General features: G+C 53.1%; 19 protein-coding genes. 13 read left to right on the top strand and 6 right to left on the bottom strand.

All coding sequences use genetic code 11. From position 1 onward, the window contains the following. Nucleotides 1-117: 117 nt before the first annotated feature. The 7 genes from OGV80_RS07515 (at nt 118) to OGV80_RS07485 (ending at nt 7,348) form a co-directional block, all read left to right on the top strand. The gene (locus OGV80_RS07515) at nt 118-354 is read left to right on the top strand and encodes a hypothetical protein (protein WP_170974355.1); all 237 of its coding nucleotides are present in this window, start codon (nt 118-120) and stop codon (nt 352-354) included. After that, the gene (dppA, locus tag OGV80_RS07510; protein WP_286514357.1) at nt 269-1,876 is read left to right on the top strand and encodes a dipeptide ABC transporter periplasmic-binding protein DppA; all 1,608 of its coding nucleotides are present in this window, start codon (nt 269-271) and stop codon (nt 1,874-1,876) included. Before OGV80_RS07515 ends, dppA begins: the two co-directional genes overlap by 86 nt. A 166-nt stretch (nt 1,877-2,042) precedes the next feature. Continuing rightward, nucleotides 2,043-3,062, top strand: a complete 1,020-nt coding sequence (dppB, locus tag OGV80_RS07505) for a dipeptide ABC transporter permease DppB (RefSeq protein ID WP_003837733.1) — start codon at nt 2,043-2,045, stop codon at nt 3,060-3,062. A gap of 9 nt (nt 3,063-3,071) precedes the next feature. Continuing rightward, a complete protein-coding gene (gene dppC, locus OGV80_RS07500; protein WP_075145509.1) occupies nt 3,072-3,974 on the top strand; it encodes a dipeptide ABC transporter permease DppC in 903 nt (300 codons plus the stop codon). A 10-nt stretch (nt 3,975-3,984) separates the two neighbouring features. Then, complete coding sequence (gene dppD, locus OGV80_RS07495) at nt 3,985-4,968, top strand: dipeptide ABC transporter ATP-binding protein (protein WP_005133837.1); 984 nt, start codon at nt 3,985-3,987, stop codon at nt 4,966-4,968. Further along, nucleotides 4,965-5,969, top strand: coding sequence for a dipeptide ABC transporter ATP-binding subunit DppF (gene dppF, locus OGV80_RS07490; protein WP_043018667.1), 1,005 nt, complete (start codon nt 4,965-4,967; stop codon nt 5,967-5,969). The genes dppD and dppF overlap by 4 nt, the downstream gene beginning before the upstream one ends. 176 nt (nt 5,970-6,145) lie before the next feature. Continuing rightward, a complete protein-coding gene (locus OGV80_RS07485) occupies nt 6,146-7,348 on the top strand; it encodes a sigma-54 interaction domain-containing protein (protein WP_286514353.1) in 1,203 nt (400 codons plus the stop codon). A gap of 35 nt (nt 7,349-7,383) precedes the next feature. Here OGV80_RS07485 and OGV80_RS07480 read toward each other — a convergent pair whose 3' ends face one another. Both OGV80_RS07480 and megL read right to left on the bottom strand, forming a co-directional pair. After that, a complete protein-coding gene (locus tag OGV80_RS07480; RefSeq protein ID WP_043018665.1) occupies nt 7,384-8,682 on the bottom strand; it encodes an aromatic amino acid transport family protein in 1,299 nt (432 codons plus the stop codon). Nucleotides 8,683-8,798: 116 nt separating this feature from the next. After that, a complete protein-coding gene (gene megL, locus OGV80_RS07475) occupies nt 8,799-9,995 on the bottom strand; it encodes a methionine gamma-lyase (RefSeq protein WP_200008147.1) in 1,197 nt (398 codons plus the stop codon). A 426-nt stretch (nt 9,996-10,421) separates the two neighbouring features. On the opposite strand from megL, the gene OGV80_RS07470 reads away from it, so the two are divergent. The 4 genes from OGV80_RS07470 (at nt 10,422) to OGV80_RS07455 (ending at nt 15,921) form a co-directional block, all read left to right on the top strand. After that, complete coding sequence (locus OGV80_RS07470) at nt 10,422-10,529, top strand: type I toxin-antitoxin system toxin Ldr family protein (RefSeq protein WP_043018663.1); 108 nt, start codon at nt 10,422-10,424, stop codon at nt 10,527-10,529. Between the two features lie 225 nt (nt 10,530-10,754). Continuing rightward, complete coding sequence (gene hmsP, locus OGV80_RS07465; protein WP_047408009.1) at nt 10,755-12,761, top strand: biofilm formation regulator HmsP; 2,007 nt, start codon at nt 10,755-10,757, stop codon at nt 12,759-12,761. Between the two features lie 157 nt (nt 12,762-12,918). Then, nucleotides 12,919-14,205 (top strand): C4-dicarboxylate transporter DctC, encoded by a 1,287-nt coding sequence (dctA, locus tag OGV80_RS07460; RefSeq protein WP_003827429.1) that lies wholly within the window; start codon nt 12,919-12,921, stop codon nt 14,203-14,205. A gap of 222 nt (nt 14,206-14,427) precedes the next feature. Further along, on the top strand, nt 14,428-15,921 hold the full coding sequence (locus OGV80_RS07455) for a M16 family metallopeptidase (RefSeq protein ID WP_043018661.1): 1,494 nt from the start codon (nt 14,428-14,430) through the stop codon (nt 15,919-15,921). Between the two features lie 49 nt (nt 15,922-15,970). Here OGV80_RS07455 and kdgK read toward each other — a convergent pair whose 3' ends face one another. Beyond that, nucleotides 15,971-16,900 carry a 2-dehydro-3-deoxygluconokinase gene (gene kdgK, locus OGV80_RS07450; RefSeq protein ID WP_286514351.1) on the bottom strand — a complete coding sequence of 310 codons (930 nt, stop codon included), beginning with the start codon at nt 16,898-16,900 and terminating at the stop codon, nt 15,971-15,973. Nucleotides 16,901-17,130: 230 nt separating this feature from the next. Here kdgK and pdeH point away from each other — a divergent pair, with 230 nt between their 5' ends. Together pdeH and OGV80_RS07440 are read left to right on the top strand one after the other, a co-directional pair. Beyond that, nucleotides 17,131-17,898, top strand: coding sequence for a cyclic-guanylate-specific phosphodiesterase (pdeH, locus tag OGV80_RS07445; protein WP_043018659.1), 768 nt, complete (start codon nt 17,131-17,133; stop codon nt 17,896-17,898). 77 nt (nt 17,899-17,975) lie between these two features. Beyond that, nucleotides 17,976-20,036, top strand: coding sequence for an AsmA family protein (locus OGV80_RS07440; RefSeq protein ID WP_286514350.1), 2,061 nt, complete (start codon nt 17,976-17,978; stop codon nt 20,034-20,036). Between the two features lie 43 nt (nt 20,037-20,079). Here the strand turns inward: OGV80_RS07440 and OGV80_RS07435 are convergent, their stop codons facing one another. From OGV80_RS07435 to OGV80_RS07425, 3 genes are all read right to left on the bottom strand, one after another. Beyond that, nucleotides 20,080-21,402: an MFS transporter gene (locus OGV80_RS07435; protein WP_286514349.1), complete on the bottom strand. Its 1,323-nt coding sequence runs from the start codon at nt 21,400-21,402 to the stop codon at nt 20,080-20,082. 349 nt (nt 21,403-21,751) lie between these two features. Then, on the bottom strand, nt 21,752-22,777 hold the full coding sequence (gene yhjD, locus OGV80_RS07430) for an inner membrane protein YhjD (protein ID WP_047408025.1): 1,026 nt from the start codon (nt 22,775-22,777) through the stop codon (nt 21,752-21,754). Nucleotides 22,778-22,824: 47 nt separating this feature from the next. Further along, entirely contained in the window at nt 22,825-23,724 is a 900-nt protein-coding gene (locus tag OGV80_RS07425) for a LysR family transcriptional regulator (RefSeq protein ID WP_286514340.1), read from the bottom strand. Nucleotides 23,725-23,833: the final 109 nt, after the last annotated feature.

Here is a 23,833-nt window from a genome sequence, read left to right as displayed (position 1 = left end):
TTTCAGAAATGTTTTTTTTATCTTTGTTCGGGATTTCTCATCCTCCGTGTAAATCAAGGCTCCCTTATTGACGTTTACACATTCTGTTGACAGATTGTAGGGCATGAGGGGCATTTCATGGAGAATCCGCACTGCAACTCAGTCGCTTATGTGAACGGAATCCCCATCCTCTTAACGCCGACCCGGCCGGGTAAAAAACAAAAAAGGCCAGGCGGTGCAAACCCACTGCAAAGGGTAAAACAACAAACATCACATTTGGAGCAGAAGAATGAGTATTTCCTTGAAGAAGTCAGGGATGCTGAAGCTTGGTCTGAGCCTGGTGGCCATGACCTGCGCCGCAAGCGTACAGGCTAAAACTCTGGTTTATTGTTCAGAAGGATCTCCTGAAGGCTTTAACCCGCAGCTTTTCACCTCTGGCACCACCTATGATGCCAGCTCCGTACCGATCTATAACCGCCTGGTTGAGTTCAAAACGGGTACAACTGAAGTCATCCCGGGCCTTGCTGAGAAGTGGGAAATCAGCGAAGACGGTAAAACCTATACCTTCCACCTGCGCCAGGGCGTGAAGTGGCAAGACAACAAAGATTTCAAACCGACGCGCGATTTAAACGCCGATGACGTGGTGTTCTCTTTCGATCGTCAGAAAAATGCCCAGAATCCGTACCACAAAGTGTCCGGCGGCAGCTATGAATACTTCGAAGGGATGGGTCTGCCAGATCTGATCGCCGAAGTGAAAAAAGTGGACGATAAAACCGTTCAGTTCGTCCTGACTCGTCCGGAAGCACCGTTCCTGGCTGACCTGGCGATGGACTTCGCTTCTATTCTTTCCAAAGAATATGCGGATAACATGCTGAAAGCCGGTTCCCCGGAGAAAGTGGATCTGAACCCTATCGGTACCGGTCCATTCCAGCTGCAGCAGTACCAGAAAGACTCCCGTATTCTGTATAAAGCATTCGAAGGTTACTGGGGCACCAAGCCGCAGATCGACCGTCTGGTCTTCTCCATTACGCCTGACGCTTCCGTGCGTTACGCCAAGCTGCAGAAGAACGAGTGCCAGGTGATGCCGTACCCGAACCCGGCAGACATCGCGCGCATGAAGCAGGATAAAAACATCAACCTGATGGAGCAGGCCGGTCTGAACGTTGGCTACCTCTCTTTCAACACCGAGAAGAAACCGTTTGATGACGTGAAAGTCCGTCAGGCGTTGACCTACGCGGTGAACAAAGAAGCCATCATTAAAGCGGTTTATCAGGGCGCTGGCGTCGCCGCGAAGAACCTGATCCCGCCGACCATGTGGGGCTATAACGACGACGTTAAAGACTACACCTACGACCCTGAGAAAGCCAAAGCGCTGCTGAAGGAAGCCGGTCAGGATAAAGGCTTTACCGTTGAGCTGTGGGCGATGCCGGTACAGCGTCCGTACAACCCGAACGCTCGCCGTATGGCGGAGATGGTTCAGGCCGACTGGGCGAAAATTGGCGTTCAGGCCAAAATTGTGACCTACGAGTGGGGCGAGTATCTGAAACGCGCCAAAGCGGGTGAGCATCAGGCGGTGATGATGGGCTGGACCGGTGACAATGGGGATCCGGACAACTTCTTCGCCACCCTGTTCAGCTGTGCGGCAGCGAAAGACGGTTCCAACTACTCTCGCTGGTGCTACAAGCCGTTTGAAGACCTGATTCAGCCGGCGCGTGCGACTGACGATCACAACAAACGTATTGAACTGTACAAGCAAGCGCAGGTAGTTATGCACGATCAGGCTCCGGCTCTGATTGTTGCTCACTCCACCGTGTACGAACCAGTGCGTAAAGAAGTGAAAGGCTATGTGGTTGATCCATTGGGCAAACACCACTTCGAAAACGTTTCTGTCGAATAATTAAAAGCAATTAAGGAAGCGCTGCGCCCCGGTATTGTGTAGGCCGGATAAGCGCAGCGCCATCCGGCGTAATGCTTTACCCGCGATGCAGTTTGCGTGGGATAAGATTTGTGAGCAATACAGACTCACGGTTCCAGGCCGTGTGTCATTAGAGAGAATCCGGGTTATGTTGCAGTTCATTCTCCGACGTTTGGGACTCGTCATCCCCACGTTTATCGGTATCACTCTTCTCACTTTTGCCTTCGTCCATATGATCCCCGGCGATCCGGTAATGATCATGGCGGGTGAACGTGGAATCTCCCCTGAGCGTCATGCTCAACTGTTGGCTGAACTCGGTCTGGATAAACCGATGTGGCAGCAGTACCTCCACTATATCTGGGGGGTTATGCATGGTGACTTAGGTATCTCGCTGAAAAGCCGCTTACCGGTATGGGAAGAGTTCGTTCCTCGCTTTAAAGCAACGCTGGAACTCGGCGTCTGCGCGATGATTTTCGCCGTTGCGGTGGGTATTCCGGTGGGCGTACTTGCTGCTGTGAAGCGCGGCTCTATTTTCGATCACACCGCCGTTGGCCTGGCGCTGACCGGTTACTCCATGCCGATCTTCTGGTGGGGCATGATGCTGATCATGCTGGTTTCCGTGCAGTGGAACCTGACGCCGGTTTCCGGTCGGGTGAGCGACATGGTGTTCCTTGATGACTCCAATCCCCTGACCGGTTTTATGCTGATAGACACCGCCATCTGGGGGGAAGAGGGCAACTTTATTGATGCGTTGGCGCATATGGTTCTGCCGGCGATGGTGCTGGGTACCATTCCTCTGGCGGTCATTGTGCGTATGACCCGTTCATCGATGCTGGAAGTGCTGGGCGAGGATTACATTCGCACCGCGCGCGCCAAAGGCCTGACCCGTATGCGCGTCATCATCATTCACGCTCTGCGTAACGCGATGCTGCCCGTGGTAACCGTAATCGGCCTGCAGGTCGGTACGCTGCTGGCTGGGGCGATCCTGACCGAAACTATCTTCTCCTGGCCGGGGCTGGGGCGCTGGCTGATCGATGCGCTGCAACGCCGTGATTATCCGGTGGTGCAGGGCGGGGTGCTGCTGGTCGCGACGATGATTATTCTCGTCAACCTGCTGGTAGACCTGCTGTACGGCGTGGTGAACCCGCGTATTCGGCATAAGAAGTAAGGGGCCATCATGTCACAGGTTACTGAAAATAAAGTTATTGCTGCACCGGTGCCAATGACTCCGCTGCAGGAGTTCTGGCACTATTTTAAACGCAACAAAGGCGCGGTTGTCGGGCTGGTTTATGTTGTCATCATGATTCTGATTGCGGTCTTTGCGAATGTTCTCGCCCCGTATAATCCGGCTGAGCAGTTCCGTGATGCGCTGCTGGCACCACCTGCGTGGCAGGAAGGCGGTACCATGGCGCATCTGTTTGGTACAGATGATGTGGGCCGCGATGTGCTGTCCCGCCTGATGTACGGTGCGCGTCTGTCGCTGCTGGTCGGCTGTCTGGTGGTGGTGCTCTCCCTGCTGATGGGCGTGATTCTCGGGCTTATCGCCGGCTACTTTGGCGGGATTGTCGATAACGTCATTATGCGTGTGGTCGATATCATGCTGGCGTTGCCGAGCCTGTTACTGGCGCTGGTGCTGGTGGCGGTGTTTGGCCCCTCGATTGGCAACGCCGCGCTGGCGCTGACGTTCGTGGCATTGCCGCACTATGTACGTCTGACGCGCGCCGCTGTCCTTGTGGAAGTTAACCGCGACTACGTCACCGCATCCCGCGTGGCGGGAGCCGGTGCGATGCGCCAGATGTTCGTCAATATTCTTCCTAACTGTCTTGCGCCGCTGATTGTTCAGGCGTCGCTGGGTTTCTCTAACGCCATTCTCGATATGGCTGCTCTCGGCTTCCTGGGGATGGGCGCACAGCCGCCTACGCCGGAATGGGGCACCATGCTCTCTGACGTGTTGCAGTTTGCGCAAAGCGCCTGGTGGGTCGTGACCTTCCCGGGGCTGGCAATCCTGCTGACGGTGCTGGCATTTAACCTGATGGGTGACGGTCTGCGTGACGCGCTCGATCCCAAACTGAAGCAGTAAGAGGTTCGAGATGGCGTTATTAAATGTAGATAAATTATCGGTGCATTTCGGCGATGTCGGTTCCGAATTCCGCGCCGTAGACCGCATTAGCTACAGTGTGAACCAGGGTGAAGTGGTTGGCATTGTTGGGGAGTCAGGCTCTGGTAAGTCCGTCAGCTCGCTGGCGATTATGGGATTGATTGACTACCCAGGCCGGGTAATGGCCGAAAATCTGGAATTTAATGGTCGCGACCTGAAGCGCATCTCTGAGAAAGAGCGTCGCCAGTTAGTGGGCGCGGAAGTCGCGATGATCTTCCAGGACCCGATGACCAGCCTTAACCCGTGCTATACCGTTGGTTACCAGATTATGGAAGCCATCAAGGTGCACCAGGGCGGCAACAAAAAAACGCGTATTCAGCGGGCGATTGACCTGCTGACGCTGGTCGGGATCCCCGATCCGGCCTCGCGTCTGGATGTATATCCGCACCAGTTGTCCGGTGGGATGAGCCAGCGCGTCATGATCGCGATGGCGATAGCCTGTCGTCCAAAGCTGCTGATTGCCGACGAACCGACCACGGCGCTGGATGTGACTATTCAGGCGCAAATCATCGAGCTGCTGCTGGAGTTGCAGCAAAAAGAGAACATGGCGCTGGTCTTGATTACGCACGATCTGGCGCTGGTGGCCGAAGCAGCGCACAAAATTATCGTGATGTACGCCGGGCAGGTTGTGGAAACCGGGGCCGCGCAGGATATTTTCCGCGCGCCGCGTCACCCGTATACCCAGGCGTTGCTGCGCGCGTTGCCGGAGTTTGCTCAGGATAAAGCGCGTCTGGCTTCGTTGCCGGGCGTGGTGCCCGGTAAATATGACCGCCCGAACGGCTGTTTGCTGAATCCGCGCTGCCCCTATGCGACCGACAAATGCCGCGCTGAAGAACCTGAACTGAACCTGCTGGAAGGCGGTCGTCAGTCGAAATGCCACTACCCACTTGATGATGCCGGGAGGCCTGGGCTATGAGTACGCAAAAGGCCGCTTTGCCACAGCCGCTGTTGCAGGCAATTGACCTGAAAAAACACTACCCGGTGAAAAAGGGCATGTTCGCCCCGGAACGCCTGGTGAAAGCGCTGGACGGTGTCTCCTTTACCTTAGAACGCGGTAAAACATTGGCGGTGGTCGGAGAGTCGGGGTGTGGGAAATCCACCCTTGGCCGCCTGCTGACAATGATTGAAGTTCCGACCGGCGGTGAGCTGTATTACCAGGGGCAGGATCTGCTTAAGCACGACCCGCAGGCGCAGAAGCTGCGTCGGCAGAAAATCCAGATTGTGTTCCAGAACCCGTACGGTTCCCTGAACCCGCGTAAAAAAGTCGGGCAGATTCTGGAAGAGCCGCTGCTAATCAACTCCACGCTGAGCAAAGAGCAGCGTCGTGAAAAGGCGCTGGCGATGATGGCGAAAGTGGGGCTGAAAACTGAGCACTACGATCGCTATCCGCACATGTTCTCCGGCGGCCAGCGTCAGCGTATTGCCATCGCTCGTGGGCTGATGCTTGACCCGGACGTGGTGATTGCCGACGAACCGGTCTCGGCGCTGGACGTTTCCGTTCGTGCGCAGGTGCTAAACCTGATGATGGACTTGCAGCAGGAACTGGGGTTGTCATACGTCTTCATCTCCCACGACCTGTCGGTAGTTGAGCACATTGCCGATGAAGTGATGGTGATGTACTTAGGCCGCTGTGTGGAAAAAGGAACGAAGGATCAGATCTTCAATAATCCGCGTCATCCGTACACGCAGGCGCTGCTTTCCGCAACGCCGCGCCTGAACCCTGACGATCGTCGTGAGCGTATCAAGCTGACCGGTGAGCTGCCAAGCCCGCTGAATCCGCCGCCGGGCTGTGCGTTCAACGCGCGCTGCCGTCGTCGCTTTGGTCCGTGTACCCAGCTTCAGCCGCAGTTGAAAGATTACGGCGGTCAACTGGTCGCCTGTTTCGCCGTTGACCAGGATGAAAACCCGCAGCAATAAACGTGGGTTATGACCCAATAACCGGAGCCTTGTGCTCCGGTTTTTTTATATTTTGTTTTTACGCCCACAATGTGAGTCCTCTGGCAGAACATTATTCCATAGCGTCTAAAATGTAGTCAGATTTTCTCTCGTCACAGAAATATCTGTGTCGCAGTTGCTAACTATCAGGAGCAAATGTGGTCACGATACGCTGGGATATTAAAACAATTGATCGTCTGTCGATGGTTGAGGATGTCCTGAAGGAATTTTCCTGCTGCGATATCAATATCATCTCGATGAAAGTCACGCCTGGACGGATCCTGATTAAATCCTGGTGCCGCCAGTTACAGGATATTTCCTGCGTGCAATCCTGTTTAAGCCAGCGCACCGATATTATTAACGTCGCTTACCTGTGCGAAGAGATAAGCGAGCTGTCGATGTCTGAGCCGGAACGCCCGCGCTATTTCTCTGACATTATTTGCAGCAGCCAGAGCATGCGCTTGCTTATCGAAAAGGCGATAAAAATTGCCGACAGCAAATACACTGTTCTGATCCGCGGCGATACGGGTACCGGCAAAGAGCTGTTGGCCCGGGCTATCCATAATTCCGGGCAGCGACGTTTTTATCCGTTTATTCCGGTCAACTGCTCTGCGCTACCTGAGTCGCTAATGGAGAGTGAATTCTTTGGCTACGAGAAAGGGGCTTTTAGCGGCGCAGACGGTAAAGGCAAAAAAGGGCTGTTTGAAATGGCCGATAAAGGCACCCTTTTTCTCGATGAATTTGGCGAAATGCCGCTGAGTTTACAGGCTAAATTACTGCGTGTTCTTCAGGATGGCGGGATCCGTCGCGTTGGCGGGGCGCAAATTATTCCGGTCAATGTGCGCATTATTGTGGCCACCAACGCCAATCTGGAAGAGAGGGTGGAACAACGTCTGCTGCGCGCGGATCTCTATTACCGCATCAACGTACTTTCACTGACTATTCCGCCTTTGCGGGAGCGTCCGCAGGACATCAGCCTGCTGATTCGCCACTTTGTGCAGAAATACGCGAAGGAATTCCAGCGGCGGATCATTCTGGATAAAGCCTGCTTTGATGCCCTGCATCATCACAGCTGGCCGGGAAACGTGCGTGAACTGGAAAATACCATTATTCGCCTGATGCTGATGGCGGAATCCGATGTTATTACGCGGGAAGAATTAGGGATGGTGAATTTGCCCGCCGTTGAGCAAGCCCCAACGGAACGTCCTTTTAAAGAACAGGTTTTGTGTGCTGAACGTCAGCTTATTGAACAGATGGTGGAAGAGAATGTGTCGTCGCGGCATATCGCTAAAGCGCTGGGGGTGTCGCATACGACGGTGTTGAATAAAATTCGCAGCTATCAACTGGAGAGTGTGGATTAAGCGCCGCCAGTGACTGACGGCGCAGTATACGTGGATTATTCAATCAGCTTCAATAATGGCGACAGGCACAGTAGGATCCCGTACAGCAGGATGAGCCAGGTTTTCAGCCCGCGCAGTTTTTCCAGTTGCGTTACTTTATAGATCAGGAAAAACGGAATAATACACGACACAATCCCGTACAGTGGGCTACCCAACTGGAAGAACACCAGTACCGAGACGCGAAATGATACCCAAATGACCAGGGTGATAACAATAAAGGTGCAAATACCCAGTGTAAGCACCAGGGGATTAATTTTCTCGACGTCAATAACGCGACTCAGAACGTTAAGAATAATACCTTTAATCGCCTCGTGGAACCCCAGATAAATACCAAAGAATGCGGTTAATACGGCGAAGATATTCAGCACCGTGGAGGTGATATGAATAATTTGCCCTGGAATGACCTGCGCCGCCAGCGCCAGTGCGGAAATATTTTGTTCAAAGGCCGAAACGGCCTCTTCATGGCTAATGGAAAAGGTAAAAGAGAAAGAGAAAAACAGAATGACCGCAATCAGCGTAATGTAACTGATCCGATGCGTACGGATTGCCATACGCGTGGCCAGCACCCGATCCGCCACCCGTTTGCGGTAGGCGATGTTCATTGGGTTCAACACCTGAATAAACACCGCTGAGAAGAAGCAGAACGGGATGGTCAGCAGCACGTCGCGAAAGAAGACCGATGCTTCAGGGAATGCGCTGATATTAGCGAAGTTCCAGTGCGGAACCATCGCAAAACCAAACACGATGATGATACCCACTTTGACTACCACCATCGGACCGGAGATTTTGAACAGCAGTTTTTCTCCTCCGGAAGCAATGGCGACCAGCACGGCAAAAATGGCCACTTTGTAGATTATCGACTGTGAAAGATCGGCCTCGGTCAAGCCGAAGGTTTTGATATATGAGGCGCTGTCAAAAACCACGGATAAGGAATAAATAAATATGCCGTGAATAATCATCAGAAAATAGATGACGCCAAGAAATACGCCCCAGTTTTTTCCCAGATAATGACTAATAATATCCGTGTAGTCATTACAGGTTTCACTTTCTGATAATGTTTTTAAATAAATATCCTGCACAATATAGGTTGCCGGATAGGCAATAATAAAGGCGACAATGAATACCCAAATGCCTGTTAAACCTATTTGTACCGGCATCAGTACCGTTCCGGCGCCAATGGCCATGCCGATGCACAGTAATACCCAGCCAAAATCGTATTTCGTAAACGGTATTTTTTTTGAGAATGGTACGGCGGTTGCTGTATTGTTGCTTAATTGTAATGTGTTGTCCTGCATAGAACCCCCTGCCCAAAATACGCGCTCCCCCGAAACAGGATTGCGCGTATTGCCAGACTGTTGTGCCTTGATTCTCAACAACCTGAACCGATCTGCGTCGGTTCAGGTCATAATGGTCAGAATGTTGCCTTTCTGATGGCGTGTTCAAGGTCGTTAATAATATCTTCTGGATCTTCAAGACCCACAGAAAGACGGATAAGCCCGTCGGTAATACCTGCTTTAAGCCGCTCCTCTGGCGCAACGGGCGAATGTGTCATAGACGCTGGGTGCTGAATGAGGGTTTCGGTATCACCGAGACTGACCGCGAGGAGGCACAATTCTACAGAATTGATCATCCGTCTGCCAGCCTCGAGGCCGCCAGCGATTTCGAAGCTGATGATTCCTCCTGGCAAGCTCATCTGCCGCTGACCCAGCTCATACTGCGGATGCGAAGACAGGCCAGGATAATAGACCCGGGTAATGGACGGATGCCCTTCGAGGAAGCGGGCGATTTTCAACGCGTTTTCACAGTGGCGCTCCATACGAATACCCAGCGTTTTAACGCCGCGCAGCGTCAACCAGGCGTTGAACGGACTCATGCAGCCGCCGGTGATATCTTTCAGACCAACAAACCGAGCCTGGTCGATAAACTCCTGCTTGCCGACAATGATGCCGCCAATCACGTCCCCGTGGCCGTTGATATATTTAGTGACGCTGTGCACCACGATGTCTGCGCCCAGTTGCAAAGGCTGCTGACAGTAGGGCGACATAAAGGTGTTATCCACCATCAGCAATGCGCCTTGCTGATGGGCAATGCCGGCCACCGTTTCAATATCAACCAATGAGAGCGTCGGGTTAGCGGGTGTTTCGATATACACCACTTTGGTTTCCGGACGCATGGCGGCGCGAATTTCTTCAGGCTTAGCCGCATCGACAAAGCTGACGTTAATGCCAAACTTCGGCATGCTGTGCGACAAAAACGCGTGGGTACAGCCGTAAATCGCGCTGGCGGAAACAATATGGTCGCCCTGCTGGCATAACGTCAGCAGCGTTGTGGTGATGGCAGAAATACCGGACGCGGTTGCCAGCCCGGCTTCACCTCTTTCCAGTACCGCCAGCTTTTTCTCCAGCGCATCGGTGGTGGGGTTACCCAGGCGGGTGTAAATGTACCCGGACTCTTCGAGCGCAAAGCGGGCGGCACCTTGTTCGGCGCTGTCAAAAACAAACGTTGAAGTCTGGAAAATAGGCGTACTGAGCGCGCCAGTTGAAGGGTCGGGTTGTTGCCCCGCGTGAACGATCTGGGTGTTGAATCCGTAAGTACGACAGTCAGACATGATATCTCCTTTAATTCGGAACAGAACAGCTCACACTCAAATAGCAATCGCTGTGCCAGAAATTGAATTAATAGATATCAATGGATTATGTGTTTTCCTGGATTGATAGTCGGCAGGAATGTTGCCAACTGGCAAGAATCTTTCCAGCGTACTGGCGAGAAAAAAGGGTGAAATGCGAGGCGCTACGCAGAGCGGAATATTGCGCAGTGATATGGCAAGTGGGCTACCGTAGAATCAGCGGCAAGCCGGGAATTCCCGGTGAGGCGCAATGTTGCGGGGGCTTGATCCCCGGCGGCATCGGTTGCTGGAAAGAGAAAACCCCCGCACGTTGTTCGGTATAAACCTGGCAACAAAACGGGGGCTAACTTGACTCCAGACAAGTTAAGGATAGCCGCGAACAGTTGCCATTGCAACACAGGCGGCTATATGACGCTCGCACAGTTAGGCGTGGCCTTCTGGCACGATTTAGCGGCTCCAGTCATCGCTGGCATTATTGCCAGCCTGATTGTGAGCTGGCTGCGTAACAGGAAGTAATGCGCTTTGTGGGCGTCTGTCTGCCGCGATGGCAACATGCGCCCGAACCAGGCCGCAGGGGCGACCTTGCGGCCTTTTTCGGCTTAAATGCAGATAAATCTCGTCGTCAGGTGCCTATCCTGTCGCGATAATGCATGCTGGGAAGTTTTCAGATACCGCCTCTCTTAATACCGCCACGATCGGGTATACTCTGACGGCAGTTTCGTCTATCCGTGGAGAGTCAGTTTGCGTGTCAGTCGCTCGTTAACAATTAAGCAGATGGCAATGGTTGCGGCCGTTGTCATGGTGTTTGTGTTTATTTTTTGCACCGTTTTGTTGTTCCATTTGGTCCAGCAGAACCGCTATAACACGGCTACGCAACTGGAAAGTATCGCTCGCTCCGTCCGTGAGCCTCTGTCGGGCACAATCCTGAAAGGGGATATTCCCGAAGCGGAAGCCATTTTAAGAAGTATTCGGCCTGCAGGCGTGGTCAGTCGTGCCGATGTGGTGCTGCCCAATCAGTTTCAGGCGTTGCGCATGAGCTTTATCCCTGAGCGTCCGGTTCCGGTTACGGTGACCCGTCTGTTTGAGCTTCCGGTACAAATCTCGCTACCGGTCTATTCTCTTGAGCGTTCAGCGAACCCGCAACCGCTGGCGTATCTGGTGCTGCAGGCGGATTCTTACCGCATGTATAAGTTCGTGATGAGTACGCTCTCAACGTTAGTGACCATTTACTTACTTCTATCGTTAATCCTCACAATAGCCATCTCATGGTGTATTAACCGATTGATTTTGCATCCATTACGTAAAATAGCACGTGAGTTAAACGATATTCCCCAACAGAATCTGATTGGCTATCAGCTGACGCTGCCGCGTCTGCATCAGGATGATGAGATTGGCCTGCTGGTGCGTAGCTACAACCTCAATCAGCAGCTGATTCAGCGCCACAGTGAAGAACAAAGCGACAATTCAATGCGGTTCCCGGTTTCCGAACTGCCCAACAAGTCGTTTCTGATGGAACTGCTGGAGCAGGTTGTTACCCGCCAGCAGACGACGGCGCTGATGATTGTCACCTGCGAAACCCTGCGTGATACCGCGGGTGTGTTATCCGAGACCCAGCGGGAAATCCTGTTGCTTACGCTGGTTGAAAAGCTGAAGTCAGTATTGGCCCCCAGAATGGTGCTTACCCAGGTGAGCGGCTATGACTTTGCCATCCTCGCACATGGCGTAAAAGAGCCCTGGCACGCGATTACGCTAGGTCAGCAAGTACTTACTATCGTTAATGAGCGATTACCGATTCAGGGTATTCAACTCCGTCCTGCCTGCAACATTGGGGTGGCGATGTTTAATGGCGATTTGACCGCAGAACAGCTATACCGCCGGGCGCTCTCAGCCGTGTTAACGTCGCGCCACAAAGGTAAAAACCAGATTCAGTTCTTTGATCCGTTGCAAATGGAAGAGGCGCAGCAGCGTTTGACGGAAGAGAACGATATTCTTACCGCGCTGGATAACCGTCAGTTTGCGCTCTGGATGCAGCCGCAGGTGGAGATGTCTAGCGGTAAGGTATTGAGCGCAGAAGCATTATTGCGAATGCAGCAGCCGGACGGAAGTTGGGAGCTGCCAGAAGGGTTAATCGACAGGATTGAGTCCTGTGGTCTGATGGTAACGGTCGGTTACTGGGTGCTGGAAGAGACATGCCGCCAGCTGTCAGCCTGGCAGGAACGCGGCCTGATGCTGCCTCTGTCGGTGAACCTGTCTGCGCTACAGCTGATGCACCCGAGTATGGTGTCGGATCTGCTGGAATTGTTAAATCGCTATCGCATCAAGCCAGGGACGTTGATTCTGGAAGTGACCGAAAGCCGGCATATTGATGATCCTAATGCCGCTGTGGCTATTTTACGCCCGCTGCGCAACGCAGGCGTGCGTATCGCACTGGACGATTTTGGCATGGGGTATGCCGGTCTGCGACAGCTGCAGCATATGAAGTCGTTACCGGTAGATGTACTTAAAATCGATAAGATGTTTGTCGATGGCGTTCCTGAAGATTGCAGCATGATCTCCGCCATTATTCAGCTGGCTCATAGCCTTAATTTGCAGATGATCGCCGAAGGCGTCGAAACTGAAGCGCAACGCGAATGGTTATCACAAGCCGGAGTTGAAGTGGCGCAAGGGTTCCTGTTTGCAAGGCCGGTCCCGGCAAATATCTTCGAAGAACGTTATCTGACGCCGGAAAACGCTGATTACAAAAGTTAAAAAAGGTCTCGCTTGTGCGAGCCAGCTCAAAATTTTTAACATTTCTGTATCAATTATGATCCAGGTGCATTTCTGTCATGTTGAGTGGGTGTTACTTTAAGGCCGCAGGTTAAACAAAACCTTACAAGACCTGTGGTTTTTACTTTAAGGACACCCTATGAAAACCTCTATATTCAAAAGCCTTTACTTTCAGGTCCTGACAGCAATTGCCATAGGTATTCTCCTTGGCCATTTCTATCCTGAATTAGGCGCACAAATGAAGCCGCTTGGTGATGCTTTCGTTAAGCTCATCAAAATGGTCATCGCACCTGTCATCTTCTGTACTGTCGTTACCGGCATTGCAGGCATGGAAAGTATGAAAGCCGTAGGCCGCACCGGTGCGGTTGCACTGCTTTATTTTGAAATTGTCAGTACGATTGCGCTGATCATCGGCCTTATCATCGTCAACGTGGTGCAACCCGGTGCCGGGATGAACGTCGATCCGGCGACGCTGGATGCCAAAGCGGTTGCAATGTATGCAGAGCAGGCAAAAGACCAGGGGATCGTAGGTTTCCTGATGGATATTATCCCGGCGAGCGTCATTGGCGCGTTTGCCAGCGGTAACATCCTGCAGGTATTGCTGTTTGCAGTAATGTTTGGTTTTGCGCTGCATCGTCTGGGTAGCAAAGGCCAGATGATTTTCAACGTGATTGAAAGTTTCTCACAGGTTATTTTCGGCATCATCAATATGATCATGCGCCTGGCGCCGATCGGTGCTTTCGGTGCCATGGCCTTTACCATCGGTAAATATGGCGTCGGGACGCTGGTCCAACTGGGTCAGTTGATCATCTGCTTCTACATCACCTGTATTTTGTTCGTGGTGCTGGTGCTGGGCTCAATTGCGCGCGCAACCGGCTTCAGTATCTTTAAATTCATCCGCTATATCCGTGAAGAACTGCTGATCGTTCTGGGGACTTCCTCTTCCGAGTCCGCGCTACCGCGCATGCTCGATAAGATGGAAAAACTGGGCTGTCGGAAGTCGGTTGTCGGATTGGTTATACCCACGGGCTACTCGTTTAACCTTGATGGGACATCAATCTATCTGACGATGGCGGCGGTGTTTATCGCACAGGCCACCAACAGCCATATGGATATCTTCCATCAGATAACCCTGTTGGTAGTGCTCCTGCTCTCCTCAAAAGGTGCTGCGGGTGTGACCGGGAGTGGCTTTATTGTTCTGGCCGCGACTATCTCTGCGGTGGGGCATTTGCCGGTTGCAGGTCTGGCGCTGATTCTCGGTATTGACCGCTTCATGTCTGAAGCCCGTGCGCTGACCAACCTGATTGGTAACGGTGTGGCAACTGTCGTTGTGGCTAAATGGGTGAAAGAATTGGACACCAAAAAGCTGGATGATACGTTGAATAACCGTGCGCCGGATGGCAAAACGCACGATTTATCCTCTTAATCTCGTCACTTATGCCCGTAGTCCCTTCCAGGACTGCGGGTGTTTGCGCATAATTACCCCCTGTGCCTGAAACTGCCGATTCGGCGGCGTCGGGATTTTTTCACTTCCTCCGTGACATTTTTATGTTCTTGCGGTCTAACACGAAGTGTTTTTAACGTCATATTCAGAGAGTCCTTTCACGGGCTGTCTTTTTATTTCCAGGATAGTTGATCAGGGGTTCACATGCAGGGCACAAAAATTCGACTTTTAGCGGGCGGCTTGCTGATGATGGCCACTGCCGGCTATGTGCAGGCAGATGCGCTCCAGCCTGACCCGGCGTGGCAACAGGGTACGCTGGCAAATGGTTTACAGTGGCAAGTCTTGGCCACTCCCCAGCGCCCCAGCGACCGTATTGAGGTTCGCCTGCTGGTTAATACCGGTTCACTCACCGAAAGTACGCAACAGAGTGGTTTCAGCCATGCGATCCCACGTATCGCGCTGACGCAAAGCGGCGGCCTCGACGCCACGCAAGCCCGTTCACTTTGGCAGCAGGGGTTCGATCCCAAACGTCCCATGCCGCCCGTTATCGTTTCCTATGATTCCACGCTGTATAACCTCAGTCTGCCTAACAGCCGTAACGATCTGCTGAAAGAGTCGCTTTCATATCTGGCCAATATTTCCGGCAATTTGAGCATTACCCCTGAAACGGTCAATCATGCGCTGAGTAGTGAAGACATGGTGGCAACCTGGCCGTCAGATACCAAAGAGGGATGGTGGCGCTATCGTCTGAAGGGATCGACGCTGCTGGGTCACGATCCAGCCGATCCGCTGAAAACGCCTGTCGATGCGACGAAAATCCAGTCCTTCTACCAGAAATGGTATACCCCGGATGCGATGACGCTGATTATCGTCGGTAACGTAGATGCGCGCAGCGTGGCTGAGCAAATCAACAAAACCTTTGGCGAGTTAAAAGGTAAACGCGAAACCCCGGCGCCGGTACCGACGCTCTCTCCGCTGCGTGCAGAGGCTGTGAGCATCATGACTGATGCGGTACGTCAGGATCGTCTGTCTATTATGTGGGATACGCCGTGGCAGCCGATCCGTGAATCTGCCGCACTGCTACGTTACTGGCGCGCTGATTTAGCTCGCGAAGCGTTGTTCTGGCACATTCAGCAGGAGCTCACCAAAAACAATGCCAAAGACATTGGCCTTGGATTCGACTGTCGGGTGCTGTTCCTGCGCGCGCAGTGCGCCATCAACGTTGAATCACCGAACGGTAAGCTGAATGCGAACCTCGGTACGGTTGCGCGTGAGCTGGCCAAAGTGCGTGATAAGGGGCTGCCGGAAGAAGAGTTTAATGCGCTGGTGGCGCAAAAGAATCTGGAACTGCAGAAGCTGTTTGCCACCTATGGTCGCACCGATACCGATATTTTGATCAGCCAGCGTTTGCGCTCGCTGCAAAATCAGGTGGTGGATATTGCGCCTGAACAGTATCAGCGTTTACGCCAGAGCTTCCTGAACAGCCTGAGCGTTGAGATGCTGAATCAGGACCTGCGTCAGCAATTGTCGCAAGACATGGCGTTAATCCTGCTGCAGCCAAAGGGTGAACCTGAATTCAATATGAAGGATCTGCAGGCGACGTGGGATAGCATTATGGCGCCGGTTACCGCAGCGGCAACCTCGGTTGAGACGGATGAATCACATCCTGAAGTGTCGGACATCCCGCCGGTACAGTAAACCTGTAGGCCGGGCAAGCTAAGCGCCCCCGGCCTACAAGAACAACACGTTATTGCGGCATGGCGTCGCGGGGGATAATCGCCCCACGATGCTGAATGACGGTGCTTGCCGTCAGATGGCCGCGTTTTGCGGCATCAGCAGCATCGCCACCGGTCAGACGTACCGCCAGATACCCGGCGCTGAAGGAGTCTCCCGCAGCGGTGGTATCGATCACCTTCTCTTTCGGCAGTTTTACGGCCGGAACGTCGATCAGTTCTTCGCCTGCAATGGAAACCAGGCAAGAATCTGCGCCGCGCTTCACAACCACTTCCTGAACGCCAGCAGCGTGAGTACGGGCAATCACCTCGGCAACGGGTTTTTCACCCCACAGCGCGTCTTCATCGTCCAGCGTCAGGAACGCAATATTGGTGCATTGCAGCATCTGCTGATACACCTGCTGGGTCTCTTCTTTACTGCTCCACAGGCGTGGACGGTAGTTATTGTCAAAAATGACTTTTCCACCGTTGGCACGGCATTCACGCAGCAATGACAGCAGCTTGTCACGACTTGCCGGGCTTAAAATCGCCAGGCTGATTCCGCTCAGATACAGATAGTCAAATGTCGCCAGCTCTTCGCAAATCGCGGCGGACTGTTCGCTCTCCAGCCAGAATTTTGCGGCGGCTTCATTACGCCAGTAATAGAAGGTGCGCTCGCCGGTGCTATCGGTCTCAATGTAATAGAGGCCCGGCAGGCGGTTTTCCATGCGCTGAGTTAATGAGGTATCGACGTTTTCGCCCTGCCAGGATTCCAGCATTTGTTGGCTAAAACTGTCGGTACCCAGTGCAGTCACATAGTGTACGGAAAGTGCCGCAGCATCGACCTGACGGGCGATATAAACGGATGTATTCAACGTGTCGCCACCGAATCCGCGCTGAACGTCAGCGCCTTTCTGTGACAGCTCAATCATGCATTCGCCAATCACGGCAATCTTTCTGGACATAGTCGTAACCTGCTCTGAAAAAAATTAGCGTTAGTGTGCGCTGTGGGTGTTAAGTGGTCAACTATATTAAAACATCGTTCCATTATTTTTTTGAGCCAGCACGTGTTCTGCGTCGTTTTTTGCCGCTTAGTTTCTATTTTGCGTACGGCTGAACGTAAAGTTCTGCGCCTGAACGCCGATAACCTTTGACGAGTCCGGTCAGTCACACTCTTATTTACAGGACATCTCAGATGATAAAGCAGGTTACCCAGCAGCTAATTACGCCCGATGCGAGTATTGAAAGCTTGCAGGAGAGACGCTATTGGCTGCAGTGCGAGCGTGCTTACACCTACCAGCCGATTTACCAGACCAACGGTCGGCTGATGGCCGTTGAGCTGCTGACCGTCGTGAGCCATCCTGAAAACCCCTCCCAACGCATCGCGCCAGACCGCTATTTTGCCGAAGTAGCCGTCCGACATCGTGTCGATGTAGTGAAAGAGCAGCTTTTACAGCTTGAACAAAAAGCAGCGTTTTTCCGGGTCAATAATCTGCTGGCATCAGTGAATGTCGACGGGCCAACGCTTATTGCCATGCGCCAGGATCCCGAAATCCTGAAAATCATCGAATGCCTGCCGTGGCTGCGCTTTGAACTGGTGGAGCATATCCGTTTGCCGAAGGGCTCGTCGTTTGCCTCAATGTGCGAATTTGGCCCGCTCTGGCTGGATGATTTCGGTACCGGTATGGCGAACTTCTCGGCCCTGAGCGAAGTGAGTTACGACTATATCAAAGTGGCGCGGGACCTGTTTGTCATGCTGCGCCAGACGCCGGAAGGCCGCAATCTCTTCACGCTACTGTTACAGCTGATGAACCGCTATTGCCGCGGCGTAATTGTTGAAGGCGTCGAAACGCTGGAAGAGTGGCGTGATGTGCAAAACTCACCGGCTTTCGCGGCCCAAGGCTATTTTCTCTCTCGTCCAGTGCCCCTGGATACCCTCGAAGACGTTATTCTGTCCCTTTGATGAGGATGTAGAGCGCCTCCTTTTCTTCTACTGGACTATCTTTAGGACAGGCAAGGAAGGAAGTAAGGAGGTTAGACATGACGAGAACAGGTAAAATAACCACTTCAGTAATAGGGGTTTTCTTGTTGTTGATCGTCGTACTCATCATTGTGATTGCGACATTTGACTGGAACCGGCTCAAACCGACCATCAACCAGAAAGTCTCTACAGAACTCAACCGGCCCTTCGCCATAAGAGGGGATCTGGGCGTGGTTTGGCAGCGCCAGCAGCAGGAAACCGGCTGGCGTAGCTGGGTTCCGTGGCCGCATATCCATGCCGAAGATATTATCCTTGGCAACCCGCCAGATATTCCTGACGTTACCATGGTGCATCTCCCGCGCGTTGAAGCCACGCTCGCCCCACTGGCGCTGCTGACAAAAACCGTCTGGCTCCCGTGGATCAAGCTGGTCAAACCCGATGCGCGGCTTATCCGCCTGTCTGAGAAAAACAATAACTGGATCTTTAACTTAGCAGGGGATGAAAATCGCGATCCCAATGCGCCGCCATCCGCGTGGTCGTTCCGGCTGGATAACATTCTGTTCGATCAGGGACGTATCGCCATTAACGATAAGGTGACGAAGTCAGAGCTTGAGATCCTGGTCGATCCGCTGGGTAAACCGTTGCCCTTTAGCGAAGTGACCGGCGCAAAGGGTAAAGAGAGCAACGCCCGCGTCGAGGACTACGTATTTGGGCTGAAAGCGCAAGGGCGATATAACGGCGAACCGCTAAGCGGTAGCGGGAAAATAGGCGGAATGCTGGCGCTGCGTGGTGAAAATACCCCTTTCCCGATTCAGGCTGATTTCCGTTCGGGCAATACGCGCGTGGCGTTTATCGGCACGATAAACGATCCGTTGAACATGGGCGGGGCGGATCTGCGGCTTAAATTCTCGGGAGATTCGCTAGGGGATTTGTACGATTTGACCGGCGTACTGCTCCCGGATACGCCGCCGTTTGAAACCGACGGGCGTCTGGTGGCAAAAATCGACCCGGAAAAATCCTCTGTTTTTGATTACCGCGATTTTAATGGCCGCATTGGTGATAGCGATATTCACGGAACGCTGGCCTATACCACCGGTAAACCGCGACCCATGCTGAAGGGGGATGTTGAGTCTCGCCAACTGAGGCTGGCTGATTTGGGTCCGTTGATCGGTGTGGATTCAGGCAAAGGGGCAGAACGGGCAAAACAATCTGAACAGCGCAAAGGTGAGAAGAGCGTTCAACCTGCGGGCAAGGTCTTGCCGTATGACCGTTTTGAAACCGACAAATGGAACGTGATGGACGCTGACGTGCGTTTCAAAGGACGGCGTATTGAGCACGGCAGCAGTCTGCCGATCAGCGATCTCTCCACCCATATCATCCTGAAAAATGCCGACCTGCGCCTGCAGCCGCTGAAATTCGGTCTTGCAGGCGGCAGCATTGTTTCCAGCATCCATCTGGAAGGGGATAAAAAGCCGATGCGGGGGCAGGCGGATATCCAGGCTCGCCGCCTGAAGCTTAAAGCGCTGATGCCGGATGTGGAACTGATGCAAAAAACGCTTGGCGAAATGAACGGTGACGCCAGGTTTAGTGGGAGCGGAAACTCGGTCGCTGCGCTGCTTGGTAACAGCAATGGCAACCTCAAGCTACTGATGAACGATGGTTTGATCAGCCGGAATCTGATGGAAATTGTGGGCTTGAATCTGGGTAACTATATCGTCGGGCAGATATTTGGTGATGACGAGGTGCGGGTGAACTGCGCGGCGGCGAATCTGGATATTGTGAACGGCGTGGCGCGTCCGCAGATTTTTGCTTTCGACACGGAAAACGCGGTCATCAATGTCACCGGTACGGCGAGCTTTGCGTCGGAGCAACTGGATTTAACCATCGATCCAGAGAGCAAAGGCATTCGTATTATTACGCTGCGTTCGCCGCTGTATGTTCGCGGCACCTTTAAGGATCCGCAGGCTGGCGTGAAGGCCGGGCCGCTGATTGCGCGCGGTGCGGTTGCTGCCGCGCTGGCAACACTGGTGACGCCAGCGGCGGCCTTGCTGGCGCTAATTTCGCCGTCAGAGAGTGACGCGAATCAGTGCCGGACGATCCTGTCGCAGATGAAGAAGTGACGTCTGGCCGGATGCGGTGGTTACACCGTATCCGGCAATAGAATCACAATGACTGATGGCGGGTTTCGTGGGTTAACAGCAGCGCAATCAGCGTTAACGCCGCCATCGATGCCAGATACGTACCGACTGCCGCCAGACCGTAATTCGCCTGCAGCCATGCGGCAATGTAAGGGGCAACGGAAGCGCCAAGAATCGATGAAACATTGTATGAAAACGATGCCCCCGTGTAGCGCACTTCGGTCGGGAACAGCTCCGGCAGCAGCGCGCCCATCGGACCAAATGTCAGTCCCATCAAACTCAAGCCCAGCAACAGGAAGGCGAAAACCAGCACCGGATTGCCAGAGCCGAGCAGTGGTTTAAAGGCAAACAACGCAAACAGAATGATAAGCGTGGTGATGATGAGCATGCTCTTGCGACGACCAAACGCGTCGGCCAGCAGACCCGCCACCGGCACCATAACGCCAAAGCCAATAACCGCCATCATCAGCATCCACAACACTTCATTACGCGGCAGGCCAAGCCCTACAGGCGCTACAGCGGTGCTGAACGTCATCGAATAGACGGTCATGATATAGAACAGCGTATAGGTCGCCAGCATGATGAACGTGCCGAGGATCGTCACGCGGACATGTTTTGTCAGCAGGGTTCCCAGCGGGATTTTCACCTGTTTTTTCGCCGCAGCCACTTTGGCGAAGACCGGAGATTCATGCAGCGAGACGCGTACGTACAGACCGATAATCACCAGCACCGCAGAGAAGATGAACGGCACGCGCCAACCCCAGCTCATAAACTGCTCGTCGGTCAGCAGCCATGAGAGCAACAGGAAAGTGCCGTTGGCGAAGAAGAAGCCGATAGGCGCGCCCAACTGCGGAAATGATCCGTACAGCGCGCGTTTACGCGGCGGTGCGTTTTCCGTCGCCAGCAGCGCAGCACCACCCCATTCACCACCCAGACCTAACCCCTGGCCAAAACGCGCCAGAGCCAGCAGCAGCGGGGCGAAAATGCCGATAGTTTCATAGCCCGGCAGCAGGCCAATGACAACCGTCGAGATCCCCATGGTGAGTAGAGAAGCAACCAGCGTGACTTTGCGCCCTACGCGATCGCCAAAATGGCCGAACACAGCGGAACCGATCGGCCGTGCGACAAAGGCGATAGCAAAGGTGGCGAGCGACTGCAGCGTAGCAGCGGTCGGATCCCCCTGGGGGAAGAAGATATGCGGGAACACGATTACCGCAGCGGTGGCGTAAATATAGAAGTCGAAGAACTCAATGGCGGTGCCAATGAGCGAGGCGACGACGACTTTATTGCGCGAGTTGACCGGGGTATGTTCCTGTTCGTTGTCGAGCGTTGTGGCTGTTGCTTGCATAATATTTTCTTATTTTAGGTCGAACGAAAGGTCATATTACGCACAGCAAAAGAGACATTTCAATCTGTAACAAACCTTGGTGTTGGTCAAAAATGGAGCAAAAAGGGGATAATTTTTAGGCTGGAGATTTCACTTCCATGAAATGCTTCACAAAATTTAAAACTTGGATGATAAAACTGGTTTTTGGTTAAATAAAAGTTACGGACTGGATTTATTCACTAAATCAGTAAGAACAGGCGGCATTATAATTGCCGGATGGCGCTGCGCTTATCCGGCCTACAAACTCACCCGTAGGCCGGATAAGACGAGTGCGTCGCCATCCGGCAATTCACAACTAATCCGGCGGTGGCTATTGAGTTTTCCCCGGCATTCGCGGGTCGTCTTTGTATTCCGCCGTGGCAATCCAGGCTGCGCAAAACAGCGTCAGACGGGCGAAGAAGTAGAAAAATGCCATCAGTCCAAGCACGGAACCAAACGCCGCGCCTGACGGTGATTGGACCAACGATGGCAGCGTGTACGTCATGATCATTTTGATGACTTCAAACCCCAGCGCCGCGATAAACGTACCGCGAATGAGCGCTTTCTTACGCGGTCGGTGACGCGGTAGCCGCCAAAAAATCCAGAAGAACAGCAGGTAGTTGGCGAAAATAGAAATGGCCAGGCCGATCAGTCGCCAGGCGGGCTTCAACCAGTCGATACCGTCGAGATACAGCGCAGAGATAATCATCTGCTGGGCGGAACCGGCGATGGAGGTAATGGACAGAGTAACAATCAGCGCAATCAATAAGCCTATCAAGGACACAAAATCACGCAGATATTTGACCCAAATTTTTTCCTGATCCTGTGGGGTACGCTCCCAGACATCCCGCGACTGGGCACGAATCGCTTCGCGCAGATTGCCCATCCAGTTAATTCCGGAATAGAGCGCAATGCCAAGCCCGACCAGACCCACGGTGGTACGTTGCTGAACGGCGGTATTGATGGTGTTTTTCAACGTAGAGGCGAGCGTCGGGTCGCTGACGTTGAGCAGAATTTTGCTGAAGATATCCTGCAACAGCGTAGGGTGCGAAGCGAGAATAAAACCTGCGGCGGCAAACGACACCATCAGAATGGGGATCATCGACAGAAACGAGAAGTAGGTGATGGCGGCGCCAAACTGGTTTCCCATGCGGTCATTAAAACGCTCTGCGGCACGAATCATATGGGCGATGACGGGCTGACGTTGAATTTTATCGGCGAAGGTCAGGGCGGTTTTCAATGCCTGATTGGTCGTACCGTCGGTTTCTGTTTTTTTACGCTCCTGGGTCTCAATTTTTGGGATCGGTGCGTGCTCAAGTTCCTGGATGGGGCGTTTAATTTCTTTTTCCTGCGTCATCAGGGCAGTAATCCTTGTTTTATTCATTCTCAAGACAGTATAGCTTGTCAGTCCACATAGTCTTTCATCACGCCGGTCAACCATTCCATAAACAGGTGTACCCGGCGGGAGAGGTTGCGGCGATGCGGATAGAGCAATGAAACCGGTAATGGCTCGGCGCGATATTGCGGCAATACTTCGACCAATGTACCGGCGCGCAGGGCTTCACGTACACCCACGCGCGGTACCTGAATAATGCCCAGACCGGCAAGACATGCCGCATGATACGTTTCGGTACTGTTCACCGTCAGCATACCGCCGGTTTTAACCCATTTAGCACCGTTGTCTGTCGCCACTTCGAAGCCTTGCGCACGCGTTCCCAAATTGACCGAGTAGTGCACCACCGCATGGGAGGCTAAATCTTCGAGGCTTTCCGGATAACCAAAGCGGGCGAGATATTGTGGGCTGGCGCAGTTAATCTGGGTGAGTTTTCCCAGCAGGCGTGCAATCAACCCTGAATCTTTCAGCGTTCCCACGCGTACTACACAGTCGAAGCCTTCGCGGATCAAATCCACCAGACGGTCGCTGCTGCTGAGTTCGATCTCAAGGCCCGGATATTGATGCAAGAAGGTCGGTAAGCGGGGCATCACCAGATTTCTCGCCACGCCAACTGGCATATCGACGCGCAGCTTGCCGCTGATGCTGGCCGGATCGTGATGAAATAGCCCATCCAGTTCATCCAGGTTGCTCAACAGATCTTTCGCACGTTCGTAATAAATCATGCCGTCTTGCGTGAGCTGAACGCGGCGGGTAGTGCGATGCAACAACTGCGTGCCCAGATGATTTTCCAGGGCCTGGATTTGGCGCGATACGCTACCTTTAGGAAGTCCGAGGGTGTCTGCCGCGCGTGAAAAGCTCTCCAGTTCTGCGACGCGGATGAACAACTGCATTGCGTGAATTTTATCCATTCTCATGCCCTATTGTTGTTCTAAATGAAACAGTAATGCGCAGTCAGCGGTATTTATTGTTTTTCTACCACCTAATAAGCTTTGTCTCAATCTTCACAACACCTGAAAT

The organism is Citrobacter sp. Ce119, from assembly GCF_030334525.1.
GTDB classification, from domain to species: domain Bacteria; phylum Pseudomonadota; class Gammaproteobacteria; order Enterobacterales; family Enterobacteriaceae; genus Citrobacter; species Citrobacter europaeus.
This window is presented reverse-complemented; position numbering and strand designations above follow the sequence as displayed.